General features: G+C 47.3%; 20 protein-coding genes. 10 read left to right on the forward strand and 10 right to left on the reverse strand.

Annotation, left to right across the window (positions count from 1 at the left end; all coding sequences use genetic code 11):
• Positions 1-41 precede the first annotated feature (41 nt).
• From ampC to MSG93_RS08065, 3 genes are all read right to left on the reverse strand, one after another.
• Positions 42-1,229: a class C beta-lactamase gene (ampC, locus tag MSG93_RS08055; RefSeq protein ID WP_324621302.1), complete on the reverse strand. Its 1,188-nt coding sequence runs from the start codon at positions 1,227-1,229 to the stop codon at positions 42-44.
• Between the two features lie 25 nt (positions 1,230-1,254).
• Positions 1,255-2,418: a PQQ-dependent sugar dehydrogenase gene (locus tag MSG93_RS08060; protein WP_324621303.1), complete on the reverse strand. Its 1,164-nt coding sequence runs from the start codon at positions 2,416-2,418 to the stop codon at positions 1,255-1,257.
• Between the two features lie 110 nt (positions 2,419-2,528).
• Complete coding sequence (locus MSG93_RS08065; RefSeq protein ID WP_005228087.1) at positions 2,529-2,981, reverse strand: YcgN family cysteine cluster protein; 453 nt, start codon at positions 2,979-2,981, stop codon at positions 2,529-2,531.
• 185 nt (positions 2,982-3,166) lie between these two features.
• On the opposite strand from MSG93_RS08065, the gene MSG93_RS08070 reads away from it, so the two are divergent.
• The 7 genes from MSG93_RS08070 (at position 3,167) to ahr (ending at position 8,137) form a co-directional block, all read left to right on the forward strand.
• Positions 3,167-3,325 carry a DUF1328 domain-containing protein gene (locus MSG93_RS08070; RefSeq protein ID WP_004776391.1) on the forward strand — a complete coding sequence of 53 codons (159 nt, stop codon included), beginning with the start codon at positions 3,167-3,169 and terminating at the stop codon, positions 3,323-3,325.
• Between the two features lie 162 nt (positions 3,326-3,487).
• Positions 3,488-4,225: a dienelactone hydrolase family protein gene (locus MSG93_RS08075; protein WP_324621305.1), complete on the forward strand. Its 738-nt coding sequence runs from the start codon at positions 3,488-3,490 to the stop codon at positions 4,223-4,225.
• 388 nt (positions 4,226-4,613) lie between these two features.
• On the forward strand, positions 4,614-5,651 hold the full coding sequence (gene mutY, locus MSG93_RS08080) for an A/G-specific adenine glycosylase (RefSeq protein WP_324621307.1): 1,038 nt from the start codon (positions 4,614-4,616) through the stop codon (positions 5,649-5,651).
• A 39-nt stretch (positions 5,652-5,690) separates the two neighbouring features.
• Positions 5,691-6,227, forward strand: a complete 537-nt coding sequence (locus tag MSG93_RS08085) for a M23 family metallopeptidase (RefSeq protein ID WP_005228094.1) — start codon at positions 5,691-5,693, stop codon at positions 6,225-6,227.
• A 9-nt stretch (positions 6,228-6,236) separates the two neighbouring features.
• Positions 6,237-6,482, forward strand: coding sequence for a hypothetical protein (locus MSG93_RS08090; RefSeq protein ID WP_005228096.1), 246 nt, complete (start codon positions 6,237-6,239; stop codon positions 6,480-6,482).
• Between the two features lie 34 nt (positions 6,483-6,516).
• On the forward strand, positions 6,517-7,071 hold the full coding sequence (locus tag MSG93_RS08095) for a DNA-3-methyladenine glycosylase I (RefSeq protein ID WP_324621309.1): 555 nt from the start codon (positions 6,517-6,519) through the stop codon (positions 7,069-7,071).
• A 40-nt stretch (positions 7,072-7,111) separates the two neighbouring features.
• On the forward strand, positions 7,112-8,137 hold the full coding sequence (gene ahr, locus MSG93_RS08100; RefSeq protein ID WP_279695658.1) for an NADPH-dependent aldehyde reductase Ahr: 1,026 nt from the start codon (positions 7,112-7,114) through the stop codon (positions 8,135-8,137).
• Here the strand turns inward: ahr and MSG93_RS08105 are convergent.
• Positions 8,134-9,549 (reverse strand): PLP-dependent aminotransferase family protein, encoded by a 1,416-nt coding sequence (locus tag MSG93_RS08105; protein ID WP_324621311.1) that lies wholly within the window; start codon positions 9,547-9,549, stop codon positions 8,134-8,136. The genes ahr and MSG93_RS08105 overlap by 4 nt on opposite strands.
• Positions 9,550-9,639: 90 nt before the next feature.
• Between MSG93_RS08105 and MSG93_RS08110 the strand changes: the two genes are divergently transcribed.
• Entirely contained in the window at positions 9,640-10,050 is a 411-nt protein-coding gene (locus MSG93_RS08110) for a hypothetical protein (protein WP_005282215.1), read from the forward strand.
• On the opposite strand, the gene MSG93_RS08115 is transcribed toward MSG93_RS08110, so the two are convergent.
• Entirely contained in the window at positions 9,998-10,900 is a 903-nt protein-coding gene (locus tag MSG93_RS08115; protein WP_005282211.1) for a LysR family transcriptional regulator, read from the reverse strand. The genes MSG93_RS08110 and MSG93_RS08115 overlap by 53 nt on opposite strands.
• 135 nt (positions 10,901-11,035) lie before the next feature.
• On the opposite strand from MSG93_RS08115, the gene dkgB reads away from it, so the two are divergent.
• Positions 11,036-11,842: a 2,5-didehydrogluconate reductase DkgB gene (gene dkgB / locus MSG93_RS08120; RefSeq protein ID WP_324621312.1), complete on the forward strand. Its 807-nt coding sequence runs from the start codon at positions 11,036-11,038 to the stop codon at positions 11,840-11,842.
• Between the two features lies 1 nt (position 11,843).
• Positions 11,844-13,031, forward strand: coding sequence for an MFS transporter (locus MSG93_RS08125; RefSeq protein WP_005228110.1), 1,188 nt, complete (start codon positions 11,844-11,846; stop codon positions 13,029-13,031).
• Positions 13,032-13,068: 37 nt separating this feature from the next.
• Here the strand turns inward: MSG93_RS08125 and MSG93_RS08130 are convergent, their stop codons facing one another.
• The 5 genes from MSG93_RS08130 to MSG93_RS08150 form a co-directional block, all read right to left on the reverse strand.
• On the reverse strand, positions 13,069-13,719 hold the full coding sequence (locus MSG93_RS08130) for an START domain-containing protein (RefSeq protein ID WP_005228111.1): 651 nt from the start codon (positions 13,717-13,719) through the stop codon (positions 13,069-13,071).
• A 96-nt stretch (positions 13,720-13,815) separates the two neighbouring features.
• Positions 13,816-14,637, reverse strand: a complete 822-nt coding sequence (gene dapB, locus MSG93_RS08135; RefSeq protein WP_324621315.1) for a 4-hydroxy-tetrahydrodipicolinate reductase — start codon at positions 14,635-14,637, stop codon at positions 13,816-13,818.
• A gap of 116 nt (positions 14,638-14,753) precedes the next feature.
• A complete protein-coding gene (gene dnaJ, locus MSG93_RS08140) occupies positions 14,754-15,863 on the reverse strand; it encodes a molecular chaperone DnaJ (RefSeq protein ID WP_324621316.1) in 1,110 nt (369 codons plus the stop codon).
• A 144-nt stretch (positions 15,864-16,007) separates the two neighbouring features.
• The gene (locus MSG93_RS08145; RefSeq protein ID WP_005282195.1) at positions 16,008-16,385 is read right to left on the reverse strand and encodes a hypothetical protein; all 378 of its coding nucleotides are present in this window, start codon (positions 16,383-16,385) and stop codon (positions 16,008-16,010) included.
• Positions 16,386-16,526: 141 nt separating this feature from the next.
• Positions 16,527-19,646 carry an efflux RND transporter permease subunit gene (locus MSG93_RS08150; RefSeq protein WP_324621317.1) on the reverse strand — a complete coding sequence of 1,040 codons (3,120 nt, stop codon included), beginning with the start codon at positions 19,644-19,646 and terminating at the stop codon, positions 16,527-16,529.
• Positions 19,647-19,648: the final 2 nt, after the last annotated feature.

The following is a 19,648-nucleotide window of genomic DNA, read 5'->3' on the forward strand; positions in this document are numbered from 1 at the left end:
GACACAAATCTACAATTTGAATCTGCACTGACTGCGTCATTCTATTGCGCACTGTTGTGCTGAAGCAGTTGCTGGATCACGTGGTAGCTGGCTTTAATCCGTTCTTCATTGGGGAAATTGGTATTGGCCAACATCACGATGCCGATCTTTTGTTGTGGAATAAAGGCGGCATAGGCACCAAATCCATTGGTCGCACCGGTTTTATTGAAGAAGGTCGCTGCTGGGGCAATTTTTGGCTGCGCGATGGGCGTCACCGCATGGCTTTCTAAGGCCATTTTGCTGGAGTTACCCTGTAACAGGGTTTCCAATTTCGCCGGATAGGCATATTGCTCCCAGCCCAGCCCCTGCGTCATCGCACCGACTTTAAAATAACCGACATGGGTATTTTCAATGGCTTTCCGCAGTGGCTGCTGCAACTGTTGCGGATTGATTTGTGTATCCAGAAATTTCAGCATGTCTGCGCTGCTACTTTTCACGCCATAGGCTTCAGCATCAAACATCCCAGGCGAGACACGCATGGCCTGATCAGCCTTATACCCCCATGCATAGTTCGGCATTTGCTGCTCAGGCACCTGAACGAAACTTTGTTTCAGGCCTAACTGAGGGAAAAGTGTTTTTTCTAGCAATTCGGTATAGGGCTTTTTCATTGCCAAGGCCGTGACATAGCCCATCAAGCCGATACTTGGGTTAGAATATTGACGCGCAGCGCCAACGGTGGTCTTCGGCTGCCATGCCTGAAAATACTTGATCATCTCCTGTTGCTGAACCACCTCATCCGGGAACTGCAACGGAAAACCGCCCGCAGTATAGGTGCCCAGATTCAATAAGGTGGCACGATTCACTGCACTATTTTTCAATTCAGGGAAATATTTGACAGGATAGTCAGACCATGACAATTTGCCTTGTGCCTGCGCATAGCCTGCCAAGGTTGCATTAAAAGTCTTACTCACCGAGCCAAGTTCAAATAAGGTACTGTTGCGGATGGGTTGCTGGCTCTGTTTGGAAGCCACCCCATAATTGACAAAATAATGTTGTCCATTCAGGGTGATCCCAACTGCCATTCCTGGGATTTTGTATTGCTGTAAAAGCGGTTTGAATTGCTGATCAACGATCGCCTGAACCTGCTGCTCGGATAACTGTTGTGCCCAAAGTGGCGCACTGCCAGATAGAAGTCCAGCAAGTACAAGCAATTGTTTTACAGGTCCAGAGAGACATTTTGAATTTAGCATGGATCATTTCACTTTAAGTTAATCGTTAAGAAGCGCTGAGTTTAAGTAACTTGGCCTGTGGACCATCTTCAATGACCCAGATCGAACCATCTTGAGCCTGATGCAAACCACGAATCCGCTGTTTCATCTCCAGTCGCTGAATCTCTTGCACCGGTTGAGCTTTCAGGTCCACCACCACAATCGCTTTGGAAGATAATCCACCGACAAGTGCCTTATGTTGCCATAAGGGGAACTGCTGACCTGAATAAATGATCAGGCTGGACGGTGAAATCACGGGTGTCCAGTCAATTGCCGGAGCTTTAAACTCGGGACGGGTACTGTGGTCAGGAATTGGCAAACCAGAATAATGATCGCCATTGGAGACTTTTGGATATCCATAGTTGGCCCCTTTCAGGATCAGATTCAGTTCATCACCACCTTTAGGTCCCATTTCAACCACCCAGAGTTGTCCGTTTTCATCAAAGGCCATGCCGAGTGGATTCCGGTGACCCAGTGACCAGATTTCTGCCGTCACGCCACCTTGCTGCTGAAATGGATTACCAGCCACAGGGGTGCCATCATCGTTCAGGCGCAACACTTTACCGAGATTAGTTTTTAGATCCTGAGCTGGATCAAACTTTTGTCGCTCCCCTGAACTGACCCACAACTTTCCATCTGAACCAAACAGCATGCGATGGCCATAGTGCCCTTGTCCCGAAACCTTCGGTACTTGCTGCCAGATGGTTTTTACCTCGGTCAGTTTAGGTTGCTGCGGGTTGGATAAATCCAGTTTGGCACGTGCAATCTCCGCGCCGTATCCACCTTGTCCCTTGCTGGCATAACTCAAATAGAGCCATTGATTTTTCTGAAAATCGGGATGCAATATCACATCGCCAAGACCACCCTGTCCACCATAACTCACCGCCGGAACACCTGAAACATTTAGGCTGGTCTTGGTTTTCGGATCAAATAATTTTAGTTGTCCTTTGCGCTCGGTAATCAGCAAACGCTGATCAGGCAAACTGGCGATTGCCCAAGGCTCATTAAATGAAGCCACCGTCTCAGTGCGGTATCTCTGCTGTGCGGTAGTGGACGAGGTCTGCTGCTCAGCATTTTGATCAGGGGTTTTGGAATTGGTATTGTTGGGGCCACAGGCCAACAAAAATAAAAAGCTGCTACATATCAAAGGTGTTATCAATACTTTATTCATTGCTTATCTCCCTCGTTATAAGACTCATCTTACGGAGATATGCCCATCAAAATACTGTAAAAATGTTGTTTTATGCAAAGCAGATTTTGAACATCGGGTTCAATATGCCGTTAGCGCACCCAACGCACGACATAGTCTTCGATCTGCTCTTCATCGATCTCGCTTTCGGAGATACAACGTCCCGCGGCAGATTTCTTGGCCCGTATCACGCTTTGACGCGAACCGGTATTTAAATAATGCCATGAGGGCAAATTCTTGCCTTCACTCAAGCGACGGTAGGCACAGCTCGGCGGTAACCATGAAATCGTGGTGAGCCGCTCTGGGGTAAGCTGGATACAATCCGGTACTTGCTGCTGACGGTTAGGATAATCCGAGCAACGCGCAGTTTTACAGTCCAGTAACTTACATGACACTTTGGTATAGGCAACTTCGGCAGTCTCTTCATCTTCCAGTTTGACCAGACAGCATAAACCACAGCCATCACACAATGCTTCCCATTCCGCCTGATTAAGCTGATCAAGCGAATATTGTTTCCAGAAGTTAGGGCGCAGTTCGACGGACATACCAGTTGTTTCTATTTCAAGCGAATTTATGATTATAGCATTGCTACCCCATCTCTTTCTTTCAATCTGTTTTTTTCACTTAACATTTCTTTAAGTATTAAACATTTGAACCACAGAAACACCACATTTTGTTCAAAAAAGCCACGCTATATTAGATTCATAACGAAAAATTAGGAGAACACGACATGTTCCGTTGGGCCATTATTTTTGCTGTAATCGCACTCATTGCCAGCTTATTAGGTTTTGGTGGTGTTGCCGGTTTATCGAAAGATTTCGCTGTAATCTTGCTGGTTGTAGCGGTGATTCTAGCCATTGTCGGCTTTATATCACGAGGTAAAGTCTAAGGATTTAACCCCTAAAATAAAAAAAGAAGAATCTCCGTATTCTTCTTTTTTTTATACCTGAGCAAAATCCAAACCGCGGCATCTGTTGTTTGACCATATCTCCAATTGAGCTTTTTTATGTTTTAATCAATGCATTCTCACAATACAGATCAGGATTATCGTATGAGCTTTTCGATCAATACCCGTGAAATTGAATATACCGCTCCAGACGGCCAACGCTTGGTTGGTTATTTCGCAACACCCGTCACTGATCAACCAGTTGCTGGGGTGATTGTTGCGCCTGAATGGTGGGGCCGTAATGAATATACCGAACAGCGCGCACGTGAGCTGGCAGCGCATGGTTTTGCCGCGCTCGCGATTGATATGTATGGCGATAAGAAAGTCACGACGGCTGTACCGGAAGCATCGGCGTGGATGAACCAGACCTTTGAACAGCCAGAGACCATTGTAGAGCGTGCACAGGCAGGTCTACAGACCTTAGCCACTCAACCGGAAGTCAATGCTAAAAAAATGGCGGCCATTGGTTTCTGTTATGGTGGCAAGGTGGTGCTGGATCTAGCTCGTTCAGGCGCAGAAATCGAAGCAGTTGCGACCTTTCACGCAGTCTTAAGCCCGAAAGCACCGACTGAAAAAGGCAAGGTCAAGGCCGAGATTTTAGTCCTGCATGGTGAACTGGACAGTATGGTTACTTTGGACGATGTGGCCAGCTTCCGTCAGGAAATGCATGATGCTGAAGTCGACCATGAAGTGATTATTTTTGAAGATGCCAAGCATGGTTTCAGTAACCCGCTTGCGGATGAACGCGCCAAAGCCAACAATGTTGACTTGGGTTATAACGCAGAAGCAGAGCGCCAAGGGCTTGAAGCAATGTATGAGCTGTTGGATAAACATTTGAAGTAATCGGTAAATGATTTTTCAAAACGTCAATCCCAGTCAATATTGCCCTGATATTTAAGCTCGTGCCAAGACGGCATGGATGCCGCCTGTTGGACTGCATTACAGAGTCATAGCGAGTTCTGATCGAATTTCAGGATATGTCTTCGATTACTTACTTTTCATAGGTGAGGAGTATACTCCGCAAGGTAGGCAAAAATTCTCTATTGAGCTGATACTACAGTTCAACGGGCGGCATCCATGCCGCCTACCCAAACACAAATAACGACTGAAATTTAATACAAGTTTGAAATACTTTGCGATCTATACCCTGTTTATGCTTCAACAGAATTTTAACGCCGCAAAAAGCCGCATTTCCGCTATACTACAGCCCTGCTTTTTACTGACCTGATTCATGCCTGATTTCTCATTTTCTGATGCCCTGCTTCACTGGTTCGACCAACACGGTCGCCATGACTTACCTTGGCAAATCGCCGATGATCCTTACAAGGTCTGGGTCTCAGAAATCATGCTGCAACAGACCCAGGTCAAAACGGTACTGCAATATTTCGACCGTTTTATTGAACGCTTTCCAACAGTCAAAGATCTGGGACAGGCCAGTTGGGATAATGTCGCACCCTATTGGGCAGGACTCGGCTACTACGCCCGTGCACGCAATCTGCATAAAGCTGCAGGCATTGTCAGCCAGCAAGGTAAATTTCCAGAAACACTTGAACAATGGATAGAATTACCCGGCATTGGCCGCTCAACCGCTGGAGCACTGATGTCACTCGGTTTACGCCAGTACGGCGTGATTATGGATGGTAATGTTAAACGGGTTTTAGCGCGTTTTTTTGCCATTGAAGATGATCTATCCAAACCGCAACATGAACGGGCCCTCTGGCAGTTTGCAGAAGAACTTTGTCCAAAAGAACGCAACCATGATTACACGCAGGCGATCATGGACCTGGGGGCAACGATCTGTACGCCGAAAAAACCGTTGTGTTTATATTGCCCGATGCAGCAACACTGTCAGGCCTATCAACAAGGCTTAGAACAGGAACTGCCATTTAAAAAAGCCAAGAAACCTGTTCCGGTCAGGACAGCGAATCTATTAGTGATTCAGTCAGGTGATGAATGGCTGTGGCAACAACGGGAAGCCCATGGACTTTGGGGCGGCTTATACTGCCTGCCGATCATTGAGCAAGCAACCGAATTACAACAGATTGAGCAGCACTTTAAATTGCAAGCTCAAGTATCATCGTTGCAGATTAGCCATAGCTTTACCCATTTCACCTGGTTGCTAAATGAGCGGCTGTTCCACGTGGAACATGACCAAAAAGAACAGCTCAGTATTGAACTGAATGGCGTTTGGCTGAGTCCTGAGGCCGCCATTGCCAGAGGGGTCCCTACGGCGATGAAGAAACTGATTACAGCAAAGCAAAAAGCTTAAATATCCTCCCTGCTGGATTTCAAAAGATAAGGAGTTTTTGTGCGCCATCCGATTTCTTATACGTTGCTGGGTGTGTTGATTATTTTACTTTCAGCCTGTGCCACAGCGCCGAAGAAAGCAACACCGTTACCGAATGCACAGGTCAATAAACTAAAAAACATGCGACTGGATAGCCGCTTGCCTGTTCCGGTCAAAGGTGTCAGCCGCAATGAATTACGGGACACCTGGGGCGCTGCCCGCAGTCAGGGTCGTAACCATGAAGGCATTGATATCATGGCAGAGCGTGGCACCAAAGTGTATAGTGCAACTGAAGGCTTAGTTGCTGATTTACGTAATAATAATTTAGGTGGCAAGGTCATCTGGATCATGGGTCCAGCAGGTTCGTGGCATTATTATGCCCACCTCAACGGCCACAAGCGTGGGCTCAATGTCGGGGATTACGTTCGCAAGGGCGATCTGATCGGTTATGTGGGCAATACCGGTAATGCGCGTTATACCGCTCCACATTTACACTATGGTATTTATTTGAATGGCAAAGGGCGTGGAGCAGTCAATCCATACCCATATTTACGTTAGGAACATACAATGTCAGAAGCATTGATTGAACGTCTGGTTGAGTTTGCAGAGTCGGGTAACCAGCAAAAGATCATCATCAATGGCACCAGCTATCAAGGCTGGATCATGGAAATCAGTGAGGATGCCCTGCTGATCAGTACCGGTTTTGCGGATAAATCAGGTAAAGACTTTTGGCTTAAATTTGCTGATTTAAGCAGCGCAGAACTGTATTATTGGGATACACGCCCAAATGAATGGGTGGCATTCAAACTTTAATTATTCGTCCCCATAACAATAAGGAGCATCCAATATGTCAACTCAACGCTGTGGCTGGTGCTCCGATGATCCGCTATATATCGCTTACCATGATAAAGAATGGGGTAAGCCCCAACACGATGAAGCACACCTGTTTGAAATGCTCTGCCTGGAAGGTCAGCAAGCTGGCCTGTCCTGGATCACGGTGCTAAAAAAACGTGAACACTACCGCACCCATTTCTTCGACCATCCGCTTACCGAAATTGCAGCACTGAGCGATGAGCAACTACAGCTCAAGCTCAGTGATACTGGTTTAATCCGTCATATCGGCAAGCTGAAAGCGATTCGCGACAATGCCATTGCCTGGCTCAAGCTTAAAGATCAAGTCAGCGATGTTCCGGCCTGGCTATGGAGCTTTGTGGATCAGCAAACTGAACATAATGATGTCATCAATTATCGCGAAGCACCTGCACAAACTGAAACCAGCCAGAAACTCTCCAAAACCCTCAAAAAGCATGGTTTTAAATTTGTCGGCCCGACCACCTGCTATGCCTTTATGCAAGCGGTTGGTATGGTCAATGACCATGAAAATCATTGCCATTTTAAATAATCATAAAGCATAAATTTTCCTTCAACAGGAGTTCCCCCCAATGAGCAATAACCAGATTCGTGCTTATGCCGCCATGCAGGCGGGCGAGCAGTTAGTTCCTTATCAATTTGATGCAGGCGAGTTACAGGCGCATCAGGTGGAAGTCAAAGTTGAGTACTGTGGTCTGTGTCATTCCGATCTTTCCGTGATTGATAATGAATGGCGCTCATCGGTGTATCCGGTTGTCGCAGGCCATGAAATTATCGGCACTATCATCGCACTCGGTTCCGAAGCCAAGGGTTTACAGATCGGCCAACGTGTCGGGATTGGCTGGACCGCTGAAACCTGTCAAGCCTGTGATCCCTGTATTGGCGGCAATCAGGTGCTCTGTACCGGTGAAAAGATTTCAACCATCGTCGGACATGCAGGCGGCTTTGCCGATAAAGTCCGTGCTGGCTGGCAATGGGTGATTCCACTGCCAGAAGATTTAGATCCGGAAAGTGCCGGGCCACTGCTCTGTGGCGGGATTACCGTATTTGATCCGTTATTGAAACATAAAATTCAAGCCACCCATCATGTCGGGGTGATTGGGATTGGTGGCTTAGGTCATATGGCGATTAAGTTACTCAAGGCCTGGGGCTGTGAAATTACGGCTTTTAGTTCGAGTCCGGACAAGACCGAAGAGCTCAAAGCCATGGGCGCAGATCATGTGGTGAATAGTCGTGATGCCCAAGCGATCAAGGCACAACGCGGCAAGTTCGATCTGTTGCTCAGTACCGTGAATGTAACGCTGAATTGGCAAGCCTACCTGAGTACGCTTGCAGCGAATGGCAGTTTACATTTCTTGGGCGTGACTCTAGAACCGATTCCGGTGTCGGTTGGAAGCTTGATGAATGGTGCCAAATCAGTCACCTCCTCACCTACGGGTTCCCCTTTGGCACTGCGCCAGCTGTTACAGTTTGCCGCACGCAAAAATATTGCCCCACAGATTGAACTCTACCCGATGTCGCAGCTGAATGAGGCAATTGAACGACTGCATTCAGGTCAGGCACGTTATCGCATCGTTCTAAAAGCAGACTTCAACTAGTTCAGGCTTTTACGCGTCCAGTCCGCCAATTGCTGTATCGCTTGGCGGATTTCTTCGGTTAAGGCATGGCCTGCATTTAAACGCAGAAAATGCTGATAGCGTCGGTCTTCGCCAAACACTTCCCCTGGCACGATATTAATGCCCTGCGCTTGCGCCAGATAATACAGTTGCAGACCGGTAATGCTTGCCGGAAGTTGTAGCCATAAGGCATAACCGCCCTGTGACTGACTCAAGGCGATCGGAATTCCCTGAAACGCCTCTAGAATAAATGCCCGATACTGTTGCACCTGTTGCATGAGTTTAGGTCTCAGTTGATCGAGATGCTCCCGATAACCCCGGCTATAAATAAAATCAGCCAGCCCCAACTGTAAAGGGGTATTTACCCCGATATTATTGGCCAATAAACGTGGTCTTAAATATTGTAATTGCTGACCTAAACAGAACCAGCCAACACGATAAGCCGCTGATAAGGATTTAGACACCGAGCCACACCAGATCACATAGCCATCCTGATCCCAATAGCGAATCGGCAAAGGTCGCTCCTTCTGGAAACTGCACTCTCCATAAATATCATCTTCCAGAATAAAACACTCATACTGCTGAGCCAGTTTGGCGATGTGTTGCTTTTCCTGATTGCTGAGGCAATAGCCCAAGGGATTCTGAAAATTGGCAGTCATCAAACACAGTTTGGCACTACCCTGTTGCATAAAATGCTCTAAACGTTCCAGATCAATGCCACGATGGTCGGCTGGAATTTCAATAATCTTGCGTTTCAGGCTGGCCAGCATCTGTAACTGCCCGTTAAAGGTAGGGGTTGGAATCAGAATACTATCGCCTTGCTTGGTGATCTGCTGAATCAACAACGATAAGGCGGGCATACAGCCATTGCTAATAAAAATATCGTCCGTGGCCACATAGATACCATCCTCACGCCAATGATCCGATAATGCCTGTCGCAGCTGTTGGTGTCCCTGTTTATTGCAATACAGAAAATCTTCCGGCTGGCAGTGTTTTAGCGCACGTTGCAAGGAACGGCGCAAGCCCTCAACTGGAATCAGATGGGGAGATAGCTGAATGGCACCCAAAGGGGTTAAATGGTTCTGGATCGAAGCGGTTTGGATCTGGTTCTGCAGGTCTAAATTTGAAACCTGCCGACTCATCGACTCAAAACCGGGACTGTCTGGTACCGGACTTTGATATTGTCTCGAACTGACAAAATAACCCGATTTTGCTTTGACGTAGATCAACCCCTTGGCTTCCAGCAACTCATAGCATTGTTGCGCCGTACTCAGGCTAATACTGTGCTGACGTGCAAATTCCCTTAAAGAACTCAGCTTCTGTTGTGGCTGTAATTCATGTTGATAAATCTTATGCGCCAGCTGTTCTGCCAGACGTTGATATTGGAAGGTCATCTCTGTACTGCTTTTTTATAAATTTCTGTATCTGTATTGGTTTATACAACACCGTTAAGCTATAAAAATCAACTGCCACAGGATAAACCAATGAAAAATAATATCTTATTTATATTCGGCATAATTTTACTGAGCGGCTGTGAACTCAGTGACCAAGCCACCTACCCACAACAGCAGGTGTGTAAGTCACTCTCGGAAGGTTACCTACGCCTGCAGAATCAACCGACTTATGAGTTATGGAAAATGGAAAAAGGCGCAGCCACTGCAGAGAGTCGTATCATCAAGATGACCTATAAAAAACCCAATGAAAATGGGGTCATGCTAGCCAGTAACTTATTGCCAACAGTAGAACTGGAATGCAAGCTACAACAGCAACATATTGTGGTGTCTGTCCTGCCGAAAACAGGTCCGTCCATTCCGGTCCTGAATGTGCAGCTTCAAAATGATGCTATTGGCAAACCGAGAAGCCCTGACTTAATTGCTCAGTCAAAAACTCAATAAATAAACGGATACGTTTTGGCAAGTGTTCTTGCTGATAATACACCGCATGGATGCGTTGATAAGAATGTTCGATCTGCTCTTCAAACAAAGGCACTAATAAGCCCTTCTCTAGGTCTTGCCATACCATGAATTCAGACAAACAGGTAATCCCATGTCCCCGGATCGCCAGCTGACGTACCGTCTCTCCATTTGATGCCTTGATCGTAGGTTGCGCAGTAAAATAATGATCCTTGGTTTTTAACGGCCAAGTGTTCAAATGCAAGGGTTTGGTAAAACCGATCAAATCATGCTGGGCTAATGTATTTAGGGTTGGCGGTTCTGATAGGGTGGCTAAATAATGGGGACTGGCGACAATATAAAGGCGACTTTTGCACACCAGTTTGGCGTGTAGGCTGGAGTCATGCAGTTCACCAAAGCGGAAAGCCACATCGGCTTTGTGCTGTAACAAGTCAATCACCTGATCATTATTGCTCAGCTCAATGTCGATATTGGGATAGCGCTGGCGAAACAAATGCATCAGAGGTGCAATTACATGCAAAATAAAAGGTGTGGCCGAATCAATCCGGATGAGACCGGAAGTATCTTGATCGGATTTTTGCAACGCCTCTTCTGCTGCATTTAAGTCACTTAAGATTTTACGGGCGTGATTCAGAAATTGTTGCCCTTCTTGTGTTAGTTTTAATTTGCGCGTGGTCCGTTCTAACAAGGTCACTTCCAGCTTTGATTCCAAACGGCTGAGCGAACGGCTGAGACCCGATGCCGTCTGTCCGAGTTTTTCTGCGGCAGCAATAAAGGAACCGGTATCGACAATGGTCATAAAAGCGAGTAATTCTTCAATGGTTGATTTCATTGAATCCTTCAATTATTGATATTTAGTCAACTATATTTTGCAAATTCCTCTATTTTTTAGCAACAATAATTATTGCAAAATTCTACCCATCAACAGAAAACGCTCAATCGAGCATGACAAGATTAGGTGAATAATATGCGTATCCCTCAATTTGGTTTAGGTACTTTCCGTCTTCAAGACCAAGCGGTGATTGATTCCGTTAAAACGGCCCTTGATGTGGGTTACCGTGCCATTGATACCGCACAGATTTATGAAAATGAAGCGGCTGTAGGCCAAGCCATTACTGAAAGTGGCGTTGCCCGTCAGGATTTGTTTTTAACCACAAAAATCTGGGTTGATAACTTTGCCGAAGACAAATTTATTCCCAGCTTAAAAGACAGCTTACAAAAACTTCGTACCGATGCCGTCGATCTGACCCTGATCCACTGGCCGGCTCCAGCACTGGGCGTCTCGATTCCGAGTGTGATGCAACTACTTCTGGAAGCGAAACAACAAGGTTTGACCAAACAGATCGGGATCTCGAACTTTAATATTGCCTTGACCCAGCAAGCGATTGACAGCATTGGTGTAGAACACATTGCCACCAACCAGATCGAGCTCAGCCCGTATTTACAAAACCGTAATCTGGTGAACTACTTACGTGAACAAGACATTGACGTGACCTCATACATGACCCTGGCTTATGGCAAAGTGCTGAATGATCCAACTTTGGCTGAAATTGCTGCACAGCATCAGGCAACCACGGCACAAGTCGCATTGGCGTGGGCATTGCAAAATGGTTTTGCCGTGATCCCATCATCAACAAAACGTGAAAACCTGATCAGCAACTTAAAAGCGCAAGACTTAACCTTAAGTGCAGAGGAAATGCAGCTGATTGCTCAACTAGAACGTAATGGTCGAGAAGTGAGTCCTGAACCATTTGCGCCTGAATGGGACAAATAACATGAGCAGCCGCATCAACCTGCCGTTGCTGGCACTGGCCATTGGCGCATTTGCCATTGGGACAACCGAGTTCTCTCCCATGGGACTGTTGCCCAATATTGCCAATGATCTGGGCGTGTCGATTCCAAGTGCAGGTATGCTGATCACGGGTTATGCACTGGGCGTGATGCTCGGTGCGCCGATCATGACCTTATGGTTTGGTGGTTTTGCCCGTCGCAATGCATTGATTGTACTGATGGCAATTTTTACCCTTGGCAACCTGATCGCAGCCTTTGCGCCGAACTACATGAGTTTGATGGGGGCTCGTCTGCTGACCAGCCTCAACCATGGTGCCTTCTTCGGGATTGGATCGGTGGTGGCAGCCAGTGTGGTGCCAGCCAATAAACAGGCCAGTGCGGTAGCGACCATGTTTATGGGACTGACCATTGCCAATATTGGCGGTGTACCCCTCGCCACCTGGGTCGGACAAAATATTGGCTGGCGTATGTCGTTTCTGGCGATTTCTATACTCGGTATCATTACCATGCTATCGCTCTGGAAAGCCCTGCCTGCGGGCTCTGTCGGTCAAAAACCGAATGTGAAAATGGAGCTGAAAGTGCTGACCCGCCTGCCTGTGGTGCTGGCGCTGTTGACCACCGTGTTTGGTGCTTCGGCCATGTTTACCTTGTATACCTACATCGCGCCGAGTCTGGTTGAATTTAGCCATGCTTCACCGACCTTTATCACCATGATGCTGGTCTTGATCGGAATTGGTTTCTCTATCGGTAACCATTTCGGCGGTAAGTTTGCAGATATGTCGATCGACAAAACCCTGATTGGTTTTCTGGTCTTGCTGATCAGCTTGATGGTGATTTTCCCATTCCTGGCGCAATCACAACTGGGTGCAGCCATTGGTCTGGTGATCTGGGGTGCGGCAGCCTTTGCGATTGTACCGCCTTTGCAAATGCGTGTGATGTCGGTTGCACGTGAAGCATCCGGACTGGCATCTTCCGTCAATATCGGCGCCTTTAATCTGGGCAATGCCATTGGTGCAGCGGCAGGCGGCGCAGTCTTAAGTCTCGGCTTAAACTACACAGCGGTCTCCATGATCGGTGCGGTACTGGCAGGTATTGGTTTAATTCTGGTATTTATCCAGATCAAGTTGGCCAAGAAACCGGCGGCTCAACTCAAACAATGCCCTCAAGCATAAGCCATATAAAACAGCCTGATTCAATCAGGCTTTTTTATTACTTCAATAACTCGGGCAACTTCGGTTGCGCATAGATCGGATTGAGCACTTCTTTTTTCATTTTCATCAGCATTTGATAAGGTTGCTGCTGTACAAACATATTCACAAAGCTGAGTGGAATCGAACCTGCGGGATCAGCATAGCCACTGGTGGTCACTTTGACCTTATTACTGGCCAGTTTCTGGAAAGTCCAGTCACCTGCATATTTGCTTAAACGCACCACATCGGGCTGTTCCGGATAATCATCCTGAATGGCATTGTTTTTAATACTGATACTGCCATCCGCGTTCTTGGTCATTTTGCCCTTAATCACCACATCACGGTCTTTTAAGGGGAAAGGAAAATCCAGTACCATGTACAAGGTAAATTCGCCTTTTTTGTCATCCCGCGACAGCATTTTTGCCTTACCGACATAGGGTACCCATTGCGGTGTACGCTCTACGTCCAACACTACGGCAGCGGCACGTTCCAGTGGTACGTCGAACGTGGTTTCTGCTTTATATTGGATAATCGGGTTATTTTCGGTCTGATAGGTCCAGACCTTGATATTATTACGATGTAAGCTCAGCTTGGCCTTATCAGCTGCTGCATTGACGGTAAAGCTGCTGATACTGAGCAGTGTAGCAAGGACGATATGTTTTTTATTCATGTCATGCTCGATTGTTTTAATGATAGCGAGAGCTTGTTTCACTCCTGACGGAAAGAAAGCTCAACAAGCTCTTTTATAGTACCCAAAAGGAACGTTTTATACTTCAATCTCGTTAAAGCCCAAAACATCTTTCATATCGTATTTACGCGCTTCACGGCCAACTACCCAGGCTGCTGCACGAACCGCACCTGAAGCGAAGTTCATACGGTTGGTGGCTTTATGCGTCACTTCAACACGTTCACCTTCACCAATAAACATCACCGTATGTTCACCGACGATATCACCGCCACGAATGGTTTCAAAACCAATGGTCTGGCGGTCACGCGGGCCGGTATAGCCTTCACGTCCATATACCGCCACCTCTTTCAGGTTACGGCCTAAAGTATTGGCAATCGCCTCACCCATCATGAATGCAGTACCTGACGGTGCATCCACTTTATGGCGATGATGCGCTTCAATGATTTCGATATCCACCGTATCGCCAAATACTTTGGCTGCAAGTTCCAGTAATTTAATCGAAACATTGACCCCCACTGAATAATTGGCAGCGTACACGACCGGGGTATGGGTTGCAGTTTCTTCAAGGAATGCCTTTTGTTGATCTGACATCCCCGTGGTCCCGATCACCATGGCCACACCCGCTTCACGGCACAGCTTCAAATGCTGTTCAGTGGCATCCGGTGCAGTGAAGTCAATCACCACATCACAGTCTTTCAATACTTCACTCAAACTTCCCACGATCTTGACGCCGATGTTGCCAATCCCTGCAAGCTCACCTGCATCTGCACCCACCAGACTGCTTTCCGGACGTTCCACTGCGGCTGCAAGCTGGTAACCTGCCTGTTGTACCGCTTGAATCAGAATACGCCCCATGCGTCCGCCTGCACCCAAGATCCCAATGCGTGGAGAAGTTGACATAATTTTTCCCAGTCTTTTATTTAAACAATTCAGCTACTATAGCAAAACTCTGTGCTTGCGCTAAAAATTTCCCATAAAAAAAACCTGCCGTAGCAGGTTTTTTTTATGAATGCCAATTAGTCAAACAGGCGATCAAAGAATGATTTTTTCTTTGGCGATGAAGCATGACCATCCCCATCAAAAGAGGCTTGTAGCTCTTTCAGCAATTCACGTTGGCGACTGTTCAGGTTCACCGGCGTTTCTACCACAATACGGCAGAGTAAATCACCGACCATGCTGCTACGTACCGGACGAACGCCCTTGCCACGTAAGCGGAACAGTTTACCCGTTTGTGTACCTTCAGGAATTTTCAAGCTAACACGGCCTTCTAAGGTCGGGATTTCAATTTCTTTACCTAAAGCCGCATCTGCAATGCTGACTGGCACGTCCATATAAAGATCCGCACCATCGCGCTGGAAGACTTCGTGTTCACGTACCACGACTTCAACGTACAAATCACCGGCCTGACCATCACGGATCGCTTCACCTTTGCCGGTTAAGCGTACGCGGTCGCCATTGTCCACGCCTGCAGGAATGGTAACTTCAAGTGTTTGCTGACGATCTGCAACGCCTGAACCATGACAGCTCTTACATGGGTTCTTGATGATTTTACCTTGACCACGACAGGTACTACAGGTTTGCTGCACCGAGAAGAAACCTTGTTGCATACGCACTTGGCCTGCACCATGACAGGTTCGACAGGTTTCGACATCATTCGGATTTTGAGAACCTTTACCATCACAGGTTTCACATGGCGCTGGCGCAGTAAAGGTAATGGTCTTTTTCACCCCTTTAACCGCTTCTTCGAGCGTCAGTTCCATCACATAGCGCAGGTCTGAACCACGGCGTTGGCGTTGTTGCTGACGGCCACCGCCACCGAACGCACCGCCGAAAATATCACCAAACTGGCTGAAAATGTCTTCTGCGCTAAAACCGCCGAAGCCGCCACCACCGAAGCCACCTTCAAAGGCACTGTGCCCAGCACGGTCATACATGCTGCGCTTTTCGCCGTCAGACAGCACTTCATAGGCTTCAGACGCTTCTTTGAACTTTTCTTCAGCTTCTGCGTTGTCAGGGTTACGGTCTGGATGATACTTCATCGCCAACTTACGATAGGCTTTCTTGATCTCATCATCACTTGCGGTTTTCGAAACGCCTAAAACCTCATAATAATCACGTTTAGCCATGGTTGGCGATGCTCCTCACGGAATTTATTCAAATCTAAAAAAACAAATAGGCTCTGCCGACTTTTTATTTCTAAAGTCAACAGAGCCTTAATAGGGGCTGTACGATAAATTTACAAGGTCTAATTCAATAAAAAAGCAGTAAAATTAAAAAACTGCTTTATTTTTAAAGTACTTGGCAATGCCTTTTAGCCATGCATTCAATAAAAATAACCAGGCAATCGAACTGAAGACCACACCTGCAACGGTCATTGCAGTCACCCAGAGTGCGCTGTCCCACGCAAAAAAGAATAATGGAATAAACCATAAGGCAGCAAAAAAGGCCATCAAGATAAATAACAGCACATTACGCATAATCCACAGTGCATGCGCATGTATCCATACTTCAGCATTATCCACAATCGCAACTTTTCGTGCTAACAGGTAGGCAAACACTGCAAACACGATTGTAAATAATGCAAGAAACATGAACACGTAAGAAATCACCACATAGCGGCGATGCTGCTCAATATTGTCTTGCCCCATGCTCTATATCACCTCATTCACAGCATTGTGCAAAATTTGTCATGCAATGAAATTCAATTATTTTTTGGTCTTAAAATATAGGTGCTACTATATTGAAATTTTCAATATTTCGCACCTTTATTCACAAAATAATTACGATAGTTATGTTGTTTTTTTAACCTTAAACCATGCTGCATAAAGTGCAGGCAGGAAAAACAGGGTTAATAAGGTCGCAACAATCAATCCGCCCATAATCGCAACGGCCATCGGACCAAAGAAAATACTGCGAGATAACGGGATCATCGCGAGTACCGCAGCCAGTGCGGTCAGGACAATGGGACGGAAACGGCGCATGGTGGCATCAATGACCGCATCCCATGACACATGTCCCGCCTGTATATCCTGCTCGATCTGATCAATCAAAATAAGCGAGTTACGCATAATCATGCCTGATAATGCGATTGTACCGAGCATCGCCACGAAACCGAAAGGTTTATTAAACAGCAGCAAGAATGCCACCACCCCGATCAAACCCAATGGTGCGGTCAGCAAGACAATGGTCGCGCGTGACATGCTGCGTAGCTGGATCATTAATAAAGTCATCACCACGGCCAGGAATAAAGGCATACCGGCATTGACCGAGTTTTGTCCCTTGGCCGACTCCTCAACTGTGCCGCCCACTTCCAGTAAATAACCACTTGGCAGGTCTGCACGTAAGCTCTGCATCTTGTCTGCCAGCTGTTGCACCACAGTGGCAGGTTGCAAATGCGTGCGAATATCCGCGCGAACGGTAATGGTTGGCAGGCGATTACGATGCCAGATTAAACCCTCTTCAAAGCGGGATTCGATTGTGGCAATTTGCGCCAGTGGCACAGTGCTGCCTTTACTGGTCGGTACCGCCAGACTCGCTAAAGACGCCACTTCAACCCGTTCCGATTGATCGCCACGCAAGCGGATTTCAATCAACTCACGTTTTTCACGATATTGATTCATCACCGAGCCCGTGACCGAGGCATTGAGGAAATTGGCCAGATCAACACTGGACACCCCCATTTGACGGGCACGATCCTGATCAATGTCGATCGCAATGATTTTGCTTGGCTCGCCCCAGTCCAGATGCACATTGGTGGTATTCGGGTCTTCACTCAGGACTTTGGCCACTTTTTGTGCCTCGGCCCGAACCGTTGCCAGATCTTCACCTGAGACCCGGTACTGCAATGGATAGCCCACAGGCGGACCATTTTCCAGTAACGACACCCGGGTACGCACTTGAGGTAATAGCTGCTTGATTTGTGTGTCTAAAGAACGACGGATTTCATCCCGATCATCTAAAGATGAGGCCAGCACCACAAACTGGGCAAAGCTGGCTTGCGGCAGTTGCTGATCCAAAGGCAAGTAGAAACGCGGTGAACCTGTGCCGACATAAGCCACATAGTTATCAATGCCTTTTTGTTTGGACAGGAATTGTTCCACTTTATGTACGGCTTGTTCTGTCGCGGTCAGGGAGGCACCTTCTTCCAGTTTTAAGTCCACCAGAATTTCAGCACGATTGGATGGCGGGAAGAACTGTTGTGGCACCAGCTTAAACATCGCCACCGACAACACAAAAATCCCGACGGTCACGGCAATCACGGTTTTGCGATAGGTGATACAGATTTCGACCACATGGCGAAACGACTGATAAAACTTGGATTGGTAAGGATCATGCTGTTGGCCATGCGCCTCCACAATAGGTGCAGGTTGCTTGCGCAATCTTGCCCACAAGCGCACATACCACGCCGCTTGCTGTTGCTGCTTGGTGAAATCAGGCAGGAGTTTCTCCCCCAGATAAGGCACAAATAACACGGCGGCAATCCATGACACGATCAAGGCAATGGTTACCACCTGGAAAATCGAACGGGTATATTCACCTGTCCCCGATTGAGCGGTGGCAATCGGCAAGAAACCTGCAGCTGTAATCAGGGTGCCTGTCAGCATCGGGAAAGCCGTGGTTTGCCAGGCAAAACCTGCGGCTTTGAGTCGACTGTAGCCCTGCTCCATCTTAATCGCCATCATTTCAACTGCGATAATGGCATCATCCACCAGCAGCCCCAGCGCCAGAATCAAGGCACCCAGTGAAATCTTATGCAGTCCCACATCGAACAGGTTCATGCCGGCAAAGGTCATGGCTAAAACCAGTGGAATGGACAGCGCCACCACCAAACCGGTACGGAAACCGAGTGAGAAGAAACTCACCAGTAAAACGATGATCACCGCTTCCGCCAGAACTTTTAAGAATTCCTGAATACTGCGTTGTACCGCCACAGGTTGATCAGACACTTTTTGCAGTTTCATGCCCAGAGGCAGGCTTTTTTGCAGGCGGTTAAAGTCAGTTTCGAGATTTTTACCCAATGCAATGATGTCGCCGCCTTTACGCATCGACACCGCAATCCCGATCCCGTTCTCGCCCATAAAACGCATGCGTGGCTGTGCAGGTTCGCTAAAGCCACGATAAACCTCGGCAACATCACCCAGTTGAATGGTTCTGTCACCGACCAGTAACGGCATTTTTTTCAGGTCATCGACACTATGTAAATGTCCACTGACCCGGATCTGAATACGATCCGTGCCCGTTTCAAAGAAACCGGCACCCGCCATGTCGTTTTGCTTCTGGATGGCCTCCTGTATCGCGGTGACCGGTACACCTAATTGCACGGCCTTGGTATTGGACAGTTCAATCCAGATTTTCTGGTCTTGTAGACCGACCAGATTAACCTTGCTGACATCTTTGACCCGTTGCAATTGCAGTTGCAAACGGTCGGCATATTCTTTCATTACCGCATAGTCAAAGTCTTTGCCAGTCAGTACATAGATATTGCCGAAGGTATCGCCAAATTCATCATTAAAGAATGGTCCCTGCACACCGCTTGGCAACTGGGTCCGAATATCATTGACCTTTTTGCGCACGTTATACCAGACATCCGGAATGGCACTGGACGGTAGGCTGTCTTTGGCGACAAAGGTCACCAGGGACTCACCTGGACGTGAATAGGCCATGATGCGGTCATACTGCCCTGTAGTCATCAACTCTTTTTCAATTCGATCCGTCACCAGCGTTGAGACCTCTTTGGCTGTCGCGCCAGGCCAGTAGGTCTGTACCACCATCACCTTGAAGGTAAATGGCGGGTCTTCACTCTGGGACAGTTTGGAATAGGACATGATGCCGACGATGCCGAGCAACAGCATAAAATAAAGGATAATGCCCTTATTTTTGAGTGCCCATTCTGAAAGGTTAAATTTCATGT

The sequence above is a fragment of the Acinetobacter sp. IK40 genome (assembly GCF_035615075.1).
GTDB classification, from domain to species: domain Bacteria; phylum Pseudomonadota; class Gammaproteobacteria; order Pseudomonadales; family Moraxellaceae; genus Acinetobacter; species Acinetobacter courvalinii.

Coding starts and splice junctions, on each gene's coding strand:
- ampC (WP_324621302.1), bottom strand. CDS start 1,229: ATGCTAAATTCAAAATGTCTCTCTGGACCTGTAAAACAATTGCTTGTA.
- MSG93_RS08060 (WP_324621303.1), bottom strand. CDS start 2,418: ATGAATAAAGTATTGATAACACCTTTGATATGTAGCAGCTTTTTATTT.
- MSG93_RS08065 (WP_005228087.1), bottom strand. CDS start 2,981: ATGTCCGTCGAACTGCGCCCTAACTTCTGGAAACAATATTCGCTTGAT.
- MSG93_RS08070 (WP_004776391.1), top strand. CDS start 3,167: ATGTTCCGTTGGGCCATTATTTTTGCTGTAATCGCACTCATTGCCAGC.
- MSG93_RS08075 (WP_324621305.1), top strand. CDS start 3,488: ATGAGCTTTTCGATCAATACCCGTGAAATTGAATATACCGCTCCAGAC.
- mutY (WP_324621307.1), top strand. CDS start 4,614: ATGCCTGATTTCTCATTTTCTGATGCCCTGCTTCACTGGTTCGACCAA.
- MSG93_RS08090 (WP_005228096.1), top strand. CDS start 6,237: ATGTCAGAAGCATTGATTGAACGTCTGGTTGAGTTTGCAGAGTCGGGT.
- MSG93_RS08095 (WP_324621309.1), top strand. CDS start 6,517: ATGTCAACTCAACGCTGTGGCTGGTGCTCCGATGATCCGCTATATATC.
- ahr (WP_279695658.1), top strand. CDS start 7,112: ATGAGCAATAACCAGATTCGTGCTTATGCCGCCATGCAGGCGGGCGAG.
- MSG93_RS08105 (WP_324621311.1), bottom strand. CDS start 9,549: ATGACCTTCCAATATCAACGTCTGGCAGAACAGCTGGCGCATAAGATT.
- MSG93_RS08110 (WP_005282215.1), top strand. CDS start 9,640: ATGAAAAATAATATCTTATTTATATTCGGCATAATTTTACTGAGCGGC.
- MSG93_RS08115 (WP_005282211.1), bottom strand. CDS start 10,900: ATGAAATCAACCATTGAAGAATTACTCGCTTTTATGACCATTGTCGAT.
- dkgB (WP_324621312.1), top strand. CDS start 11,036: ATGCGTATCCCTCAATTTGGTTTAGGTACTTTCCGTCTTCAAGACCAA.
- MSG93_RS08125 (WP_005228110.1), top strand. CDS start 11,844: ATGAGCAGCCGCATCAACCTGCCGTTGCTGGCACTGGCCATTGGCGCA.
- MSG93_RS08130 (WP_005228111.1), bottom strand. CDS start 13,719: ATGAATAAAAAACATATCGTCCTTGCTACACTGCTCAGTATCAGCAGC.
- dapB (WP_324621315.1), bottom strand. CDS start 14,637: ATGTCAACTTCTCCACGCATTGGGATCTTGGGTGCAGGCGGACGCATG.
- dnaJ (WP_324621316.1), bottom strand. CDS start 15,863: ATGGCTAAACGTGATTATTATGAGGTTTTAGGCGTTTCGAAAACCGCA.
- MSG93_RS08145 (WP_005282195.1), bottom strand. CDS start 16,385: ATGGGGCAAGACAATATTGAGCAGCATCGCCGCTATGTGGTGATTTCT.
- MSG93_RS08150 (WP_324621317.1), bottom strand. CDS start 19,646: ATGAAATTTAACCTTTCAGAATGGGCACTCAAAAATAAGGGCATTATC.